Raw genomic sequence first — 15938 nt, forward strand, 5'->3', positions numbered from 1 at the left:
TCGCCAGGCGTGGGGGAGCCGGCTCAGCGCGAGGCGGCGACCCGGTAGACGACGGTGCCGTGAGCCGGCACCGTCGCGGAGATGGTGCCTGTGGTGTGGTGGTCGCGGTGCTCCCACAGGTCGCGCAGGCGGTAGCCGTCGGCCTGGGGAAGGCCCGCGTCCTTGGCAGTGGTGGTGATGCGCTGCGGCTGGCCGGTCTCGTTGAACAGCGCGACCGCGCGGTCACCGTTCGCCAGTTCCTTGACGATCGTCCAGCGGCCGGATGCGGAGCGGAGCACCGTCGCCTGCTTGCCCAGTGCGTCCTGATCCAGGGCGATGACGTCCTCGTTGCCCAGGATCTCGAACGTCTCCGGGCCCGCCTCGCGCAGATCGGAGCCGATGAGCAGCGGCGCGGACATCATCGACCACAGCGAGAAGTGGCTGCGGTATTCGGTGTCCGTCATTCCGCCGTTGCCGACCTCCAGCATGTCCGGGTCGTTCCAGTGCCCGGGGCCCGCGTACGGCGCCAGCGGCAGATTCTGCTTCAGGATCGCGAGCATGCTGGACCAGCTGTCGTCGATGTCGCCGGTTGTGCGCCACAGGTGCCCTACGTCCGACGCCCATTCCCAGGGCTTGTTCTCGCCCCATTCGCAGATGCTGTAGACGAGGGGCCGCCCGGTGGCCTGGAGCGCGTCGCGCATGGTGCGATACCGCTGCTTCGCGTCCACACCCTGGTTGTTGCAGTTGTCGTACTTGAGGTAGTCCACGCCCCAATCGGCGAACTGCTGGGCGTCGGACTTCTCATGCCCGAGGCTGCCCGGGAATCCGTTCTCATTGCAGGTCTTGGTGCCTGCGCTCGTATAGATGCCGAACTTCAGGCCCTTGGAGTGGACATAGTCGGCGACGGACTTGATGCCGTTCGGGAAGCGCCCGGGATCGGGTACGAGCTTGCCGTTTTTGTCCCGTTCGGGCAGCGCCCAGCAGTCGTCGAGATTGACGTACTGATAGCCCGCGTTCTTGAGGCCCTTGCTGATGAAGAGATCGGCAATGCCTTTGACCATCGCCTCGTTGAACTCCGCTCGGCAGTGTGTGGAGTTCCAGTTGTTGAATCCCATCGGCGGCGTTTCGGCGAGCCCGTCGGGAAGCCGTGGCGCGTGGGTGATGCCGGTGGTGCGGGCCGTACGTGATACGTCCGGGGCGTCGGGAGTACGGGCAGCGGCGGGCGGGGCGGTCATCCCCGCCGTACAGAGCAGTGCGGCGGACAGTACTCCGACGATTCCTCGCTGATCTCGCCGGTGGGTGGTGCGGATGTGAACGCGCATCATTCGCGTCCTCCGTCCTCGCGAGAGGTGGGGGTTGGGGGGCGGGGTGTATCGGTCAGTTGCCTGTCACTTGGCCGTGGTCGGTGAGCGGTTACGGTAGGGCTTGTTGGAGTCTGTTGGAAGAGGTGCGTGACGGTTGCTCCGTCGTACGCCAAGCCCCATGGCTGGCCCTGCCGTTCGGGGTGGCATCCCGGTAGGACCGTGCACCGTGTCCGGTTCTGTTGTTTTGGGGGATGCCGCCGCGCTCGCCGCGCACAAAACAGGCGATCCGGCAATAATGACGAGGACTTCTTCAGCGACCACCCGCAGTTCTCGCCACCGGCCCGCCGGTGACCGTCCGATGAGCCGCCGTCATATGCGTTCTCCGCGTCCCCTCGCCGCCCGGAAGGGCCGTATCGGAAGGTCCGTATGTGGTGGGGGTTTCGGTACTGGAGGGGCTGGGGAGCGCTTGTTTGCCGGGGTTTCGCGGCGGGGGATGAGACGACCGGCATCCTCCCCGTGGTGTTTCACGCGATCGGTGCGTCCACGGGGGCCGTGAAGCCCCCTGGCCGGACCGGCAGCCGAATATGCGCCGTTCCCGGCCGCGCGCGAGGCCCGTGGCCCCGAGCGTTTCCGTGGCAGGGTGTTGCGGGCAACTCACCTGGGTCTAGGGAAGAGGGGAAACCGTGATCGTCTGGCTGAACGGCACGTTCGGTGCGGGCAAGACCACTGCGGCTCATGAATTGCTCGACCTGCTTCCCGGAAGCACGCTCTACGACCCCGAACTCCTCGGCCACGGGCTGCGGTTGATGCTGCCCGCCAAGCGGCTGGAGGAGATCGACGACTATCAGGACCTGCCGTCCTGGCGGCGGATGGTCGTCGACACCGCCGCCGCGCTGCTCACCGAGGTACCGGGCCCCCTGGTCACGCCGATGACCCTGCTGCGGCAGGAGTACCGCGACGAGATCTTCGGCTCCCTCGCCGCCCGCCGGATTCCGGTACGGCATGTCCTGCTCCACGCGGAGGAAACGATCCTGCGTGCGCGAATAGCAGGACGCGAGGAAGTACCCGGGAACCCCGAGGCCAATGAGTCGGTACGCCGGTGGTGCCTGGAGCACCTCGGCCCGTACGCCGGTGCGCTCGACTGGATCAGGGGGGACGCGCATGTCGTGGACACCAGCCGGCTGACGCCGCGGCAGACCGCGGAGCAGGTCGCCGAGGCGGTACGGACCGGGGCCGGCTCCTGCGACATCGTGCAGACCCCCGAACCGAGCGCGGAGACCCTCGCTGCCGGCGTCCTGCTCTTCGACGACCAGGACCGGGTGCTGCTCGTCGACCCCACGTACAAGGCCGGCTGGGAATTCCCCGGCGGCATCGTGGAGCCCGGCGAGAGGCCCGCCCACGCCGGGGTACGCGAGGTCGCCGAGGAGCTGGGCATTCAGCTGACGCGCGCGCCCCGGCTGCTGGTACTGGACTGGGAAGCACCCAAACCGCCCGGCTTCGGCGGCCTCCGGCTGCTCTTCGACGGCGGCAGGCTGACCGGCGACCGGATCCGGCAGCTGCTGCTGCCCGGCGCGGAGCTGCGCGAATGGCGCTTCGTCACCGAGGCCGAGGCCGAGCAGATGCTGCCACCGGTGCGCTGGAACCGACTGCGCTGGGCGCTGCGCGCCCGGGAACAGGGGTGGCCCGTGCATCTGGAAGCGGGGGTTCCCGTGGGGTAGCCGCTGCGCTTTGCCTGAGCCCCACGTTTTTGGCTGTCCCGCCATGGCACCTGCGGTGGACTGTTGCCGCTGCGCGGGGCTGTTCGGCAGCGGTGCCGGACCTCCGGACTCCGTCCTGCGGACCGGCACCTCACGAGGGAGGTGGGGAAATGACCGGTGGGGACACGTAGTCGGTCATGTGCGCCTTGTGGTCGCGATCACAGACACATGACAGATGACATGTGCCCCACCGGCCTCTTTCCTCCCACCGTCGGGAGGGGCCGCTCCGCAGGACGGAGTCCGGAGGAGCGGCACCGCACCCGAAAGACCTACGCCCGCCGCAGGCGCACCCCCACGGCGGGGAAGCCGAAATCCGGGCAGGCCCGCCGCAGGCGCACCCCACGGCGGGAAAGCCGAAAACGGCGAGCACCAAGTCGGCCACCGCCAAGCGCAGCGTCAGGCCGAGCGCAGCGCATACCGCTGGAGGAACAGCGACTCCGTAAGCGACAGCCGCTCCAGCTCCTCCGGTGAGACGCTCTCGTTGACCGCGTGGATCTGGGCTTCCGGCTCGCTGAGCCCGATCAGCAGGATCTCCGCGTCCGGGTAGAGCCCGGCCAGTGTGTTGCACAGCGGGATCGAGCCGCCCATGCCGGCCGTCTGCATCTCCACGCCGTCGTACGCCTCACGCAGCGCGGCCGCCATCGACGCATACGCAGGGCTGTCGGTGTCCGCACGGAACGGCTGCCCCTGGCCGACCTGTTCGACCGAGACCCGCGCGCCCCAGGGAGCGGCGCTCTCCAGATGGGCGGCCAGCAGTTTCGTCGCCTCGACGGCGTCCTCGCCCGGCGGCACCCGCAGGCTGACCAGCGCCCGCGCGCCCGCGTGCACGGACGGGGTGGCGCCGACCACCGGCGGGCAGTCGATGCCGAGCACGGTGACGGCCGGACGCGCCCAGAGCCGGTCCGCGATCGAACCGCCGCCGAGCAGCCCGACGCCGTCCAGGACCTTGGCATCCTTGCGGAAGTCCTCCTCCGGGTACTGCAGGCCCTCCCAGGTAGCGTCCGCGGCCAGCCCGTTCACGCTCGTCGAACCGTCCTCGGCGCGCAGCGAGTCCAGGATCCGGATCAGCGCAGCCAGCGCGTCGGGTGCCGCGCCACCGAACTGCCCGGAGTGCAGATTGCCCGCCAGCGTGTCCACCTGCACCCGCACCAGCGTCATCCCGCGCAGCGTCGCGGTCACCGTCGGCAGTCCGACCCGGAAGTTGCCGGCGTCGCCGATGACGATCGCGTCGGCGGCCAGCAGCTCGGGGTGCGCCTCGGCGTACCGCTCCAGGCCGCCGGTGCCCTGTTCCTCCGAACCCTCCACTATCACCTTGACGTTGACCGGGACGCCGCCGTGCTCCTTCAGTGCGCGCAGCGCCGTCAGATGCATGATCAGACCGCCCTTGCAGTCGGCGGCCCCGCGGCCGTACCAGCGGCCGTCGCGCTCCGTCAGCTCGAACGGCGGCGAGACCCAGGCGGCCTCGTCCAACGGCGGCTGTACGTCGTAGTGCGCGTACAGCAGAACCGTCGGCGCGCCCTCCGGGCCGGACAGAAAGCCGTACACGGACTGGGTGCCGTCCGGGGTGTCCAGCAGTGCGACGTCCTGAAAGCCCTCCGCCTCCAGCGCGTCGACGACCCAACGGGCGGCCGCCTCGCACTCGCTCTTGGGGAACTGCTCCGGGTCCGCGACCGACTTGAAGGCCACCAGCTCGGCGAGCTCGGTCCTGGCGCGGGGCTGCAGAGCGGCGACGGTGCGCGCGAGCGGGCTGTCAGACATGGAACGCTCCTTGTGGGCGCGACGTTGATGACGTAGGGCCGTCCGGCCTCGTGAGCCGGACGGGCCGGACGTACGGGTACGAGTGCCCCCGATCTTCCCACAGGCGGTCCGCGCGACGGCGGCCCGTAGGATGCGGGCGGTACGCGCAGGCAGCCATCGAACGGGAGCAGACGCACAGGTGAGCAGCGAGCGGGCAGCCGAGGACAACGAGCAGGCAGCCGACGACCGCCGGCGGGTGTGGGACGTCGTGGTGGTGGGCGCGGGGCCCGCCGGCGCCTCCGCCGCCCAGGCCGCGGCGAGTACGGGGCGCCGGGTGCTGCTTCTGGAGAAAGCGGAACTGCCGCGGTACAAGACCTGCGGCGGCGGCATCATCGGCCCCTCACGGGACGCGCTGCCGCCCGGCTTCGAACTGCCGCTGCGTGACCGCGTCCATGCCGTGACGTTCTCGCTGAACGGCCGGCTGACCCGCACCCGCCGTTCCAAGAACATGCTCTTCGGGCTGATCAGCCGGCCCGAGTTCGACGCCGGGCTCGTCGAGTCGGCGAAGGACGCGGGCGCGACGGTCCGTACGGGCGTCACGGTCTCGCGGGTGGAGCAGCACGGCGCCGAGGTCCCGGACCGGCGGACCGTCGCCGTGGTGCTGGGCGACGGCGAAGTGGTGCTGGCGCGCGCCGTGGTGGGCGCGGACGGCAGCGCCGGCCGGATAGGCGCACATGTGGGAGTCAAGCTCGACCAGGTCGACCTCGGCCTGGAGGCGGAGATCCCGGTGCCCGCGACGGTCGCGGAGGACTGGGCGGGCCGGGTGCTCATCGACTGGGGTCCACTGCCCGGCAGCTACGGCTGGGTCTTCCCCAAGGGCGACACCCTCACCGTCGGTGTCATCTCCGGACGCGGCGAGGGCGCGGCGACCAAGCGCTATCTGGACGCCTTCATCGGGCGGCTGGGCCTTGCGGGCTTTGAACCGAGCATCTCCTCGGGGCATCTGACGCGCTGCCGCTCCGATGACTCCCCGCTGTCGCGTGGCCGGGTGCTGGTGTGCGGCGACGCGGCGGGGCTGCTGGAGCCCTGGACGCGGGAGGGCATCTCGTTCGCGCTGCGTTCCGGACGGCTCGCGGGGGAGTGGGCGGTCCGCGTCGCGGAGGCGCATGACGCGGTGGACGCGCGCCGCCAGGCCCTGAACTACGCCTTCGCCATCAAGGCGGGCCTCGGTGTGGAGATGGGTGTGGGGCGGCGGATGCTGAGTGTCTTCTCCCGGCGGCCCGGTCTGATGCACGCCGCGGTCACGGGCTTCCGGCCCGCCTGGCACGCTTTCGCGAAGATCACCCGGGGTACGACGACGCTGGGCGAGCTGGTGCGTACGCATGCCGTGGCGCGGCGGGCGCTGGAGGCGTTCGACCGGGCGGGAGGGGCCGGGGCGCGGGGGTGAGGGCCCGGGGGCGAGGGGCCGGGAGTGTGGGGGCGCTCGTGGGCGGCGTTCGCTGGTGAGGGACGTTCGCTCGTGACGGCGTTCCGCGCATGGGGCGTTCCGCTCATGAGGGAGCCCGCCCCGCGCTACTCCCGTAGGAGTACCTCCGGTCACTGCGCCGGGCTGACGCCGCCCGTCCCGCCGCGGTCTAGCGTTACCGGCATGGACAACGCACGGCCGCCGTGGGCGCGGCGCTGCCTCGGTCCGGTCTGGGCGCGGGGGCTGTCGCCCGCCGGTGAGGAACCGAAGAGCTGGGCGGGCACCCGGCTGCCCTGGCTCTCGACACTCGCGGTGACGGCCTTCGTCATGGCCGGCTCCCACTTCGCCGGACGAGGCCAGCTGGACCGCGTCCCGCTCGATTCCTTCGCGCGGGCCCTGCTGTTCATCGGCGCGGCCCTGCTGCTCTTCCGGCACCGCTACCCGCGGACCGTCGCCATCGGCACCGCCGCCTCCGCCGCCGTCTATTTCGCGGCCGGCTATCCGTACGGGCCGATTTTCCTCACCATCGCGCTCGGCACCTTCGCGGCGATCGTCGCCGGGTACCGCACGGTCGCCTGGTGTGCGATCGGCGGGCTGTGGGCCAGTCATATCCTCGTCGCCCACTGGCTCTACCGCTGGCTGCCGCCGTACAAGAGCGCCCCCTGGGGGCAGGAGCTGTTCATCCCCGCCCTGGTGGTGGCCGTGGTGGCCGTCTCGGAGCTGGCGCGGGTGCGTCGCGAGCAGCTCGCCAAGGTCCGCGCCGAACGGGCCGCCGCCGAACAGCGCAGGGCCGACGAGGAGCGGCTGCGGATCGCCCGTGAACTGCACGATGTCCTCGCGCACAGCATCTCCGTCATCAACGTCCAGGCGGGCGTGGGCCTGGCCCTGCTGGACAGCGACCCCGGGCAGGCGCGTACCGCGCTGACGACCATCAAGGCCGCGAGCAAGGAAGCGCTCGGCGAGGTCCGGCAGGTCCTCGACACACTGCGCACGCGCGGCGACGCCCCGCGCTCCCCGGCCCCCGGCCTGGAACGGCTGACCGAACTCACCGAGCAGGCCGGGGGAGCGGGCCTCGCGGTGGAGGTCGCCACCAAGGGCGCCCACACCACCCTGCCGCCCGGCGCCGACCTCGCCGCCTTCCGGATCGTCCAGGAAGCGCTCACCAACATCGTCCGGCACTCCGGCTCGCGCACCGCACGCGTCCTTCTGCGCTACACGCCCGCGGAGCTGGAGATCCGGATCGACGACGACGGGCCGTCGACCTCTGACACGGGGGAGCTGACCGGCGGCGGCAACGGACTGGTGGGGATGCGGGAGCGGGCCGCCGCGCTCGGGGGCACCGTCGAGGCGGGCCCGCGCGAGGACGGCGGCTTCCGGGTCCTGGGGCGTATCCCGCTGGCCGGGGCGGAGGACAACGGACGGGCCGCCGGTGCCGGTACGGTGACCCCGGCCGCCACCGAGGAGGAGTCGTGATCCAAGTACTGCTCGCCGACGACCAGCTGCTGGTCCGGGCCGGGTTCAAGGTGCTGCTGGACGCTCAGCCCGACATCGAGGTGGTCGGCGAGGCAGCCGACGGGCAGGAGGCGCTGGCCGCGGTCCGTGCGCACCGTCCGGACGTCGTCCTGATGGACATCCGGATGCCGGTGATGGACGGTCTGGTCGCCACCCGACGGATCACCGAGGACCCGCGGCTGTCCGGCGTCAAGGTCGTCATGCTGACCACCTTCGAACTGGACGAGTATGTCTTCGAGGCGATCCGTTCCGGCGCCTCGGGGTTCCTCGTCAAGGACACCGAACCGGAGGAGCTGCTGCGGGCCGTGCGTGCGGTCGTCGGCGGCGACGCGCTGCTGTCGCCCGGTGTCACCCGTCGGCTGATCGCGGAGTTCGCGGCCCGCTCGAAGGAACCGGCCGCGGCCGACGCGCTGTCCGAACTGACCGAGCGGGAGCGCGAGGTGATGGCGCTGGTCGGCATCGGGCTCTCCAACGAGGAGATCGCCCGCCGGCTGGTCGTCAGCCCGCTGACCGCCAAGACGCATGTCAGCCGGACGATGGTGAAACTGGGCGCCCGCGACCGCGCGCAACTGGTCGTGCTGGCCTACGAGTCGGGGTTGGTACGGCCGGGCTGGCTGGGCTGACGCCCCGGCAGGCCCGGCCGGCGATGCCGCCGCAGCACCCACCACACCCGGACGACGAACACCGCCAGCCCGAGGCAGCCGCTCGCCGTCAGCCAGGGGCCTTCCCAGGCCGCCCGCGGCAACTCCGCCCACAGCACCGGGCTGCCCAGACCGAGGAACACGATGACGCCCATGAACACGGCGCTGACCAGAGCGAACACGATCTCGATCGTGATGGCGTCCCGCTCGTCCTGAGTACGTGTGGGTGACATGGGGCGATTCTGCCAGCTGTCGCCCGGTTGCTGGGAGGAGGCTCCGTCGCACTGCCGACGCCAACGGCATCGGCAGTGCGACGGAGCCGCCCGGGGCATCGCGGGCGGGACTCGTCCCCGCCTCGTCCGCACCCGCCCGCGAGCTTCCCCGCCCGCAGCCCGGTCCGCAGCCCCGTCCGCCACCGCGGCTCCGGTGCTCAGCCGGTACTCAGATCCCTGATCGCTCCCGCCACAGCTCAACCAGCGTGTCATCGCCGCTGATCTTCACTCCGTCCCAGGGCAGGCGGTTCCACAGCGCGAGATACACGTCCTCGGCCGGGCCTTCCATCGTGCAGTCCGCCGTTGCTCCGGGCTCCGGCAGGTCGGTGCCGGCCGCTGGACCGGCCGTACGGACGGTGCGCGGCGGTGCGTCGGAGAGATACACGGTCCAGTCCGCGCCGGGCGTATCCGTCGCGCGCAGCCGTAGAGTCCGAGGCTGGTCCGTACGGACGCGACTCTTGTTCCGGGCGTGGAAGCCCGTCAGGAGTTCGTCGATTCCGTCGGCGGCGAATGCGGACGGCAGGGGCGTGAGCGAGGCGCCGGCGGCCTGCTGTGCGTCCACGCGGTGCACCGACGCCTCATGGGCCTGGCGGCGCGCCCAGAAAGCCAGCGGGGAGGGCGCGGGGAGGAACGCCCAGGCGGTGAGGTCCTGCGGGGCGGTGTGCAGCGCCACCACGAGGCGGTGGTGGCCGTCCCGGAACCAGGGCACCAGCTCCTCGTCGGTCAGCTCCGGAGCGTCCGGGAACCGGCGGGGCTGCTCGACTCCCTCGATCACAATCTCCGTCGCCCAGCGGTGGACTCGCCCTATGTGGGTGACGAGGTCCCGCATCTGCCATTCCGGGCAGGCCGGAATCCGGGCATCGGGCCCGGCTTCTTCCGCGGCGTTGGCGAGCAACGCCCCGTCCAGTCGCAGCGTTTCGACGAACTCAGTGATCTCCATGCCTTGAGTGTGCCAGCCGCCACCGACAACGGCCCGAAGCGGGCCCGTGCGGCCGCCCCGGCGCCGGTCATGCGCCTTGACGGCGGGGACGCGGGCGCCCCCTCCGGCGAGGACGACGCCGTCCGCGACGGAGCATGCGGTGAGCGCGAGGCGCGGCCGGACGAGTGCGGGTCAGGGGGAATGCCGCACACAGGGGGAATGCCGTACATGGGGGATTCCGTATATGGGGTGCGTATCCGGTGGTGGACGGCCCGACGGGTGGTGACGGCCCCGAAAGACATCTCACGTGCCTAACAAGTCAAGCCGCGACGGCCAGGTCCGCTGGGAAGGAGGTGAACGCGTGATGCTCGTCAAAGAGCTGCCGGGTCTGCAGGCAGTGGTGGAGCTGGCCGAGCAGCCGGTTGAACAGATGCCGCTGGGCCTGGGCATGCCAGTCTCCCGCCGCACGTCGGCGGCGGTAGTGCGCGTCGGCGCCGGGCGAACTCCGCAGCGCGGAGAAGGCCCACAGGAATCCCGCCGTGATCAGGCGGTCGTTCTTGATGTGCCGCCGTCCGACGAACTTCTTCTTGCCCGAGGCTCGGGTGATGGGGGCTGATCCGGCGTATGCCTTCAAGGCGCGGGCGTCGGTGAAGCGGTCGCGGTCGTCTCCGGTCTCGGCGAGCACCCGGGCGCCGAGTTGGACGCCGAGGCCGGGGAAGCTGAGCAGCACGTCAGCGTCCGGGTGCTGGAGAAAAGACTCCTCCACCGCCTCGGCCAACTCGTCCGTAGCCCGGCAAGCGGCGTCCAGCTGGACGACGAGGGCGGCGAGTTGGTGTCCCATCGCGTCTTCGACGGCCTGTGGCTGGCGGGCGTAGTCGCCGCGGAATATCTCCCGCAGGCGCCGTGCCTCGGCCTCGATACCCCGGCTGCGGCCCGCGCGGCGGAGTGCGGCCTGCAGCTGCGCGATCGACAGCTTCGCCGCGCGGGCCGGGGTCGGGGCCGCGGTCAGGACGGCGCGGGCTTCTGGGCGGGCGAGGCCGTACTGCTTGCCCATGAAGGCGTCCAGGGCAGCCGGGAAGTAGGTCCGCAGCAGCGAGCGGACCTGGTTGACCAGCTGCTGGCGGTTCCAGACGGCGTCCTGCTGAGCGCGGGCGAGCACGGTGATCGCGCGGGCCAGGTCGCTGTCAGCGGGCAGCGGCCGGTGGGCGTCCATGTCCGTGCGCAGGATGTTCGCCAGGATCAGGGCGTCGCCGGGGTCGGACTTCTTGCGCGAGACGCTGTGCCTGTCGCGGTAGCGGGTGGCGGACAGCGGGTTGACCGCGTAGATCCGGCGGGTTCCGGTGCGCAGGGTGGCCACGAGCAGGCCATGGCTGGTCTCGATGGCCACCGGTATCGGGTCCTCGGGGGTGTCGCCGTACTCGGCGAGCAGTTCCAGCAGCATCCGGTAGCCGGCGGCGTCGTCGGTGATCCGCCGCTTGGCGAGCTGTGTGCCGGCCTCGTCGACCAGGGTGACGTCATGGTGTCGTTCGGCCCAGTCGATCCCGCAGTACACGTTCAATCTCTGCTCCTTGCCCTATGCGTTTGTGCAGGTGACAAGCCTGTGTGGGCCACGCGGCGACCTAATTCCAGGACTCGCGGGTCCGCCATCTCACCAGCCGTTCGTGACGCCAGCGCCTCGCAGGGGCCCCGATCTCGGACAGAGCTCGAAGGCTCGGGACAACAAGGAGAGGTCACCCTGCGACGGGCTCGCACCACGAAGATCAATGTTCGGCACGGGTGGATGAGTTCCGCAGCGGCCCGAAGACGCCGGGCGCCACCGGTCTTTCGTGAGGCCTCGACGGGCCCGGACCACACAGGAGTCTGCCCGGCGCCCACGCGGCCGCTACGGATCCCCACCACTTCGACAGTCCAGCAGCCCCGTTCGGGCTGGTCTGGAACCACCTACTCACGAATTAGGACCTCCCCATTTTATTTAACATCGGTACAAAGTCAGAATAGAGACGTGACCCAGACTCGGACAACCAGGCTGGAGCGGGGCCGTGGCGCCCTCGGACCCGCACTGGAGCTCGTACACACCGGACGCGCGCCCACCCGCGCCGTCCTCACCTCGGAACTCGGCGTGACCCGCGCGACCGCCGGGGCGGTGGCCGCCGAGCTCGAAGCGCTCGGACTGATCACCGTCGACTCCCGGCCGACCGCCTCCGCCGGCTCCCAAGGGCGCCCCTCCCACCGGCTGTTCGTCGACGAGAACGGCCCCGTCGTGCTCGCCGCACAGATCCACGCAGACGGGTTCCGCGTCGCCCTGGTCGGCCTCGGCGGCCGCATCGCGGCGACCGCGACCGGCCGCGGCACCATCTCCGCCGACCCGGCGCACGTCCTCGCCGACGCCGTCGCCGCCGGCTCGGCCCTGCTGCGCCAGACCGGCCGGCGCTGCCTCGGCGCCGGCCTCGCGGTACCCTCCGCCGTCGCCGAACCGGACGGCGAGGCCCTCAACCCGCTGCACCTCGCCTGGCCTTCGGGCGCCCCGGTACGCGCGATCTTCCAGGAGGCACTCGCCGAGGCCGGGATCCCCGGGGTGACCGGGACGATCGGCTTCACCGGCAACGATGTCAACCTCATGGCGCTCGCCGAACACCGGCACGGCGCCGGCCGGGGCGCCCGCGACCTGCTGTGTGTGGCTTCCGGTCACCGCGGCGTCGGCGGGGCGCTGGTGCTCGACGGCCGCTTGCACAGCGGCAGTTCGGGCCTGGCCCTGGAGGTCGGCCATCTCGCGGTCAACCCCGAGGGCGCGCCCTGCCACTGCGGCAGCCGCGGCTGCCTGGACGTCGAGGCGGACCCGCTCGCCTTCCTCGGCGCCGCGGGGCGGGAACCGGGCCCCGAGGTCTCACTGCTCCAGCAGGCCGCCGACCTGCTCCGGAACGAGTACGCCGACCCGGGGGTACGCGCCGCCGCCGACCTCCTCATCGACCGGCTCGGGCTCGGCATCGCGGGTCTCGTCAACATCCTCAACCCTGACCGCATCATCCTCGGCGGCCTGCACCGCGCCCTCCTGGAGGCCGACCCGGAGCGGCTGCGGGCGGTGGTCGCGGAGCGCAGCCTGTGGGGGCGCAGCGGTGGGGTGCCGATCCTGCCGTGCAGCCTCGACCACAACAGCCTGGTCGGCGCTGCGGAGCTGGCCTGGCAGCCGGTGCTGGACGATCCGCTTCTCGTCGTCGAGCGGTAGGCGAAGGTAGGCGGAGGTGGGCGAGGGCGGTGGGCGGCAGGCGGTGGATGTGCGGTAGGTGGTGGATGAGTGCTGGTGCGCGGGCCGGGCCGCCGCCGGTGACGGGGGAGCGGCGCACGAAGGCACAACCGGGCGTCCATCGGCAACCGGGCGTCTGCCGCCAACGGACGTCCACCGGCAACCAGCGGCCATACGGCACGGCCACGGCCTAGGCTGCGCCCATGATTCCCGACGCGATCGCCCGCAGCCCGTACGTCAGCCTGGTCACCTACCGTAGGAACGGCACCCCGGTGGCCACCCCCGTATGGGCGGTGGCCGAAGAGGACGAGCTGTTGGTGTGGACGCGGGACGACAGCTGGAAGGTGAAGCGGCTGCGCAGCGACACGCGGGTGACAGTCACCCCGTGCGATGTGCGCGGCCGGATCGCAGAGGGCGCGCGGACCGTCGAGGGCACCGCCCGGTTCCTGGAGGGCGCCGCCGGGCTCGGCCGCGTCCGTAAGGCGATGGCCGGCAAATACGGGCTGCGGTTCCGGCTGATGGACACGGGAGGCGCGCTGCTGCGCCGGGGGCGGCGGCCGCATGTGGGGATCTCCGTGACTTTGTGACCGGGGCGTTTTGCGACCGGAGCGCCTTGCGGTCGTGGCGCCTTGTGACCGGATTGCCTTGCGGTAGTGGCGCCTTGTGGCCGGATCGCCTTGTAACCGGGCGTGCTGTGACCGGCCGTCATCCGGGGCACCCCGCCACTCTGCGCGCACGCTGTCACCCTGCGCACGTCGTCACCTCGTGCACGCCGCCACCGGGCGGCAACGGGGGCCCAGGCGGCGCAGAAGGTGCGGCATACCGGGGCCTCCGTTCACAGCACGGTCAGGTCCGGCGAACGGTTGAGGTGCCCGAGGATCACCCGGCCTGGTGGGATGCCCAACTCCCCGCAGAGCAGGTCGAGGACGTCCAGGGCCCCGGTGCCCAGCTCCAGGTGGACGCCGATGACGGCGCCGGTGGCATGGTGCGCCTCGGCGGCCGCGGCCATGGTGTGCCGGGCATGCCCGTCCAGGCCGTGGAAACCCCCGGCGACCTTGATCATCCCAGCCCGGGGCCCGCCGCTGCCGCCGATCCCCTCGGTCAGCTCGGCCACGAACAGCCCGGCAAGATCCGCGTGGACCCGCTCCAGCACCTCGGGAGCGTAGTGCGCGGCCTGGTGCAGGCCGGTAGCGGCGACGATCCCTATCCCGGACTCCCGTGCCAGCCGGGGCAGTTCGGCGATGCCGCGGCCCATGCCGTAGGGCGTCCACTGGACCACCGCCGCGCCGCCGGCCGCGCGGAACGCGGCCAGCTCGGCGGCCGCGGGCCCGGCCTCGTCGAGCTCCTGGCCCGGGAGTTGGGGGCTGCGGAGGAACAGATGGTCGTGTGCGTCGCAGATGCCGAGGTCGGCGGGGGCGATATCGCCGAGGACGGTACGGATGGCGGGGCCGGTGGGATGGGTGGCGGGGCCGGATGTTCCGATGGCGGGTCGTGGCGCGCGCACCATCGGGGGTGAGGCGGTACGCCTGCCCGTCCGCGTACCGCACCTCCACCCCGTCCGGGAGCTGCGGGCGGCGCACCTTCCACCCGGCCTCGTACGACTCCCGCGGATTGTCCTCGAACCAGCCGCACGGCTCGCAGGCCAACAACAGGTTGTGCGCCTGGTTGATCCAGGGCTCCCGCGCCCCGCCCATGCCCCGGTCGACGCGGTGGTGGATCGTCAGCCGGTGCAGGGGAGCCACAGCGCACACAGCGCTCGCCGTCGCGCTGGTAGACGAGGTCCTTCACCGTGTCGGTGGGGCCGGTGCGTCGTCGGGCCACGATCGGTCTCCGTCCTGCCCGGCCGCCGGCCGCGGGGTGCGGCCACGGGGAGCGGCGGGGCGGGCGACGGGAGAGTGGACGGCGCCTGGGGCTTACGTCGCGTCCTCGTCGGACGCGCGCGCCAGGGCGTCTGGTTGCCCCACGCCACGAGGTGGCTGTTCGGCTGGATGCCGACGTGGTTGACCGTGGCGGCGCCGTGGACCCGCACGGTGCTGTCGATCAGGTTCAAGTGCCGCAGCCGGGCACACTTGGCCTCGGCGGGTCCGTGGGCGGAGACGAGGGCGGCGGCATCGTCCAGGCGCGGCAGGACGAGCCGCAGGGTCTCGCGCACCACGGGCTCCGGCGCCATCCGGTCGAGGATACCGCGAGCCCACCACGGCCTGACCCGCTGGCACCGCCCGCCCTTCACCCGGCGGGCGGTGCGTCCCACCTTGCGCCCGGCAAGCCCCGTGCCGACAGGGGCTCCGCCGCCGACCGCGGCGAGTGCCACACCCGTCACACCCGCCCCAGCAACGCGAAACAGCGTGAAGCAACGTGCTCTTACGCGTGCGCGCGCGTCGAGACCGCCTGAAACCGCTCAAAACCTCGTCCGCTCATCCCTGGAGGACCTGTTCCGATGACCTCTCCGACGACCGTCGATGACCTGGCCGTGGCGCACGTGACCGTCACGCTTGACCAGTGGGAGCGGCCCGTCGTGGTGCTGCCCGACGACGTCGCCGCGCGGCTGGCCGTCTCCTCCCGCACGGACGTGAGGGACTACGGCTACTGTCACTTCGAGTCCCGCCGCTTCGACGCCGACACGTACGAGGCACGCGTCATCCGGACGGTGTTCGAGGCCGTTCTCGCCGCACACCCCGACAAGCAAGGTCTTGGCCAGTACGAGCGGTTCGGCACCGGATACTTCTACGGCTGGGTCGTCGGCGCCTCTGGCTGGGACTCGACCGTGCGTACCTGGCGGGACTACGACGCCACCAAGGGCCTGCCCGTCGACGGCATCCACCTGCATCACGACGGCAGCAGCCACTTCGGTTCGTGAAGTCCGGGCGCCCGTTCCGGCGGGCGCTCACCATCCCGCCGCCCCTAGCTGGGGGTCGGGTGTCGGCCACCTTGCACAGTCCCCGCATGCAGCAAAGCCCCGCTCCTAAAGTCGCTTTGACCGCGTGCTGGGGCAATCCGACGAGCTGAAGCCCCGAGAAGCTGACGGCCTGGCGCTCCCGGTCCTGGTCCCGGGACGCCTGGGCCAGGAGGCGCGGGAAAGCCCCCCCCGGCACGGCTGATGCGATTGTCGTA

The 15938-nt window shown here is 71.6% G+C and carries 13 protein-coding genes and 2 pseudogenes; 8 read left to right on the forward strand and 7 right to left on the reverse strand.

Features of this window, described 5'->3' with window-relative positions:
• Positions 1-32 precede the first annotated feature (32 nt).
• Positions 33-1304: pseudogene (locus tag K9S39_RS36625) on the reverse strand (glycoside hydrolase family 27 protein); the annotation flags it as partial.
• 662 nt (positions 1305-1966) lie between these two features.
• On the opposite strand from K9S39_RS36625, the gene K9S39_RS36630 reads away from it, so the two are divergent.
• Entirely contained in the window at positions 1967-3001 is a 1035-nt protein-coding gene (locus K9S39_RS36630) for an NUDIX hydrolase (RefSeq protein WP_248867614.1), read from the forward strand.
• A 435-nt stretch (positions 3002-3436) separates the two neighbouring features.
• Here K9S39_RS36630 and K9S39_RS36635 read toward each other — a convergent pair whose 3' ends face one another.
• Positions 3437-4798 carry a dipeptidase gene (locus K9S39_RS36635; protein WP_248867615.1) on the reverse strand — a complete coding sequence of 454 codons (1362 nt, stop codon included), beginning with the start codon at positions 4796-4798 and terminating at the stop codon, positions 3437-3439.
• Between the two features lie 178 nt (positions 4799-4976).
• On the opposite strand from K9S39_RS36635, the gene K9S39_RS36640 reads away from it, so the two are divergent.
• The 3 genes from K9S39_RS36640 (at position 4977) to K9S39_RS36650 (ending at position 8377) form a co-directional block, all read left to right on the forward strand.
• Positions 4977-6224 (forward strand): geranylgeranyl reductase family protein, encoded by a 1248-nt coding sequence (locus K9S39_RS36640; RefSeq protein ID WP_248867616.1) that lies wholly within the window; start codon positions 4977-4979, stop codon positions 6222-6224.
• Positions 6225-6425: 201 nt separating this feature from the next.
• Positions 6426-7715, forward strand: coding sequence for a sensor histidine kinase (locus K9S39_RS36645; RefSeq protein WP_248867617.1), 1290 nt, complete (start codon positions 6426-6428; stop codon positions 7713-7715).
• Positions 7712-8377, forward strand: coding sequence for a response regulator transcription factor (locus tag K9S39_RS36650; RefSeq protein ID WP_248867618.1), 666 nt, complete (start codon positions 7712-7714; stop codon positions 8375-8377). Before K9S39_RS36645 ends, K9S39_RS36650 begins: the two co-directional genes overlap by 4 nt.
• Here the strand turns inward: K9S39_RS36650 and K9S39_RS36655 are convergent.
• Positions 8338-8628 carry a DUF6332 family protein gene (locus K9S39_RS36655; RefSeq protein ID WP_248867619.1) on the reverse strand — a complete coding sequence of 97 codons (291 nt, stop codon included), beginning with the start codon at positions 8626-8628 and terminating at the stop codon, positions 8338-8340. The two genes, K9S39_RS36650 and K9S39_RS36655, sit on opposite strands and share 40 nt — an antisense overlap.
• A 208-nt stretch (positions 8629-8836) precedes the next feature.
• Positions 8837-9607, reverse strand: a complete 771-nt coding sequence (locus K9S39_RS36660; RefSeq protein ID WP_248867620.1) for a maleylpyruvate isomerase family mycothiol-dependent enzyme — start codon at positions 9605-9607, stop codon at positions 8837-8839.
• 3 nt (positions 9608-9610) lie between these two features.
• Here K9S39_RS36660 and K9S39_RS36665 point away from each other — a divergent pair, with 3 nt between their 5' ends.
• Entirely contained in the window at positions 9611-9901 is a 291-nt protein-coding gene (locus tag K9S39_RS36665; protein WP_248867621.1) for a hypothetical protein, read from the forward strand.
• Between the two features lie 4 nt (positions 9902-9905).
• On the opposite strand, the gene K9S39_RS36670 is transcribed toward K9S39_RS36665, so the two are convergent.
• The gene (locus K9S39_RS36670; RefSeq protein WP_248867622.1) at positions 9906-11144 is read right to left on the reverse strand and encodes an IS110 family RNA-guided transposase; all 1239 of its coding nucleotides are present in this window, start codon (positions 11142-11144) and stop codon (positions 9906-9908) included.
• 444 nt (positions 11145-11588) lie between these two features.
• On the opposite strand from K9S39_RS36670, the gene K9S39_RS36675 reads away from it, so the two are divergent.
• Together K9S39_RS36675 and K9S39_RS36680 are read left to right on the forward strand one after the other, a co-directional pair.
• Positions 11589-12809, forward strand: a complete 1221-nt coding sequence (locus tag K9S39_RS36675; protein ID WP_248867623.1) for an ROK family protein — start codon at positions 11589-11591, stop codon at positions 12807-12809.
• Positions 12810-13030: 221 nt separating this feature from the next.
• Entirely contained in the window at positions 13031-13414 is a 384-nt protein-coding gene (locus tag K9S39_RS36680) for a PPOX class F420-dependent oxidoreductase (protein WP_248867624.1), read from the forward strand.
• A 254-nt stretch (positions 13415-13668) separates the two neighbouring features.
• Here K9S39_RS36680 and K9S39_RS36685 read toward each other — a convergent pair.
• A pseudogene (locus K9S39_RS36685) lies at positions 13669-14334 on the reverse strand (phosphotriesterase family protein); the annotation flags it as partial.
• A 213-nt stretch (positions 14335-14547) separates the two neighbouring features.
• Positions 14548-14997, reverse strand: a complete 450-nt coding sequence (locus tag K9S39_RS36690) for a hypothetical protein (RefSeq protein WP_248867625.1) — start codon at positions 14995-14997, stop codon at positions 14548-14550.
• A gap of 267 nt (positions 14998-15264) precedes the next feature.
• Between K9S39_RS36690 and K9S39_RS36695 the strand changes: the two genes are divergently transcribed.
• Positions 15265-15684 carry a hypothetical protein gene (locus tag K9S39_RS36695; protein WP_248867626.1) on the forward strand — a complete coding sequence of 140 codons (420 nt, stop codon included), beginning with the start codon at positions 15265-15267 and terminating at the stop codon, positions 15682-15684.
• The last annotated feature ends 254 nt before the right edge of the window (positions 15685-15938 follow it).

The sequence above is a fragment of the Streptomyces halobius genome (assembly GCF_023277745.1).
Classification (GTDB): Bacteria; Actinomycetota; Actinomycetes; order Streptomycetales; family Streptomycetaceae; genus Streptomyces; species Streptomyces halobius.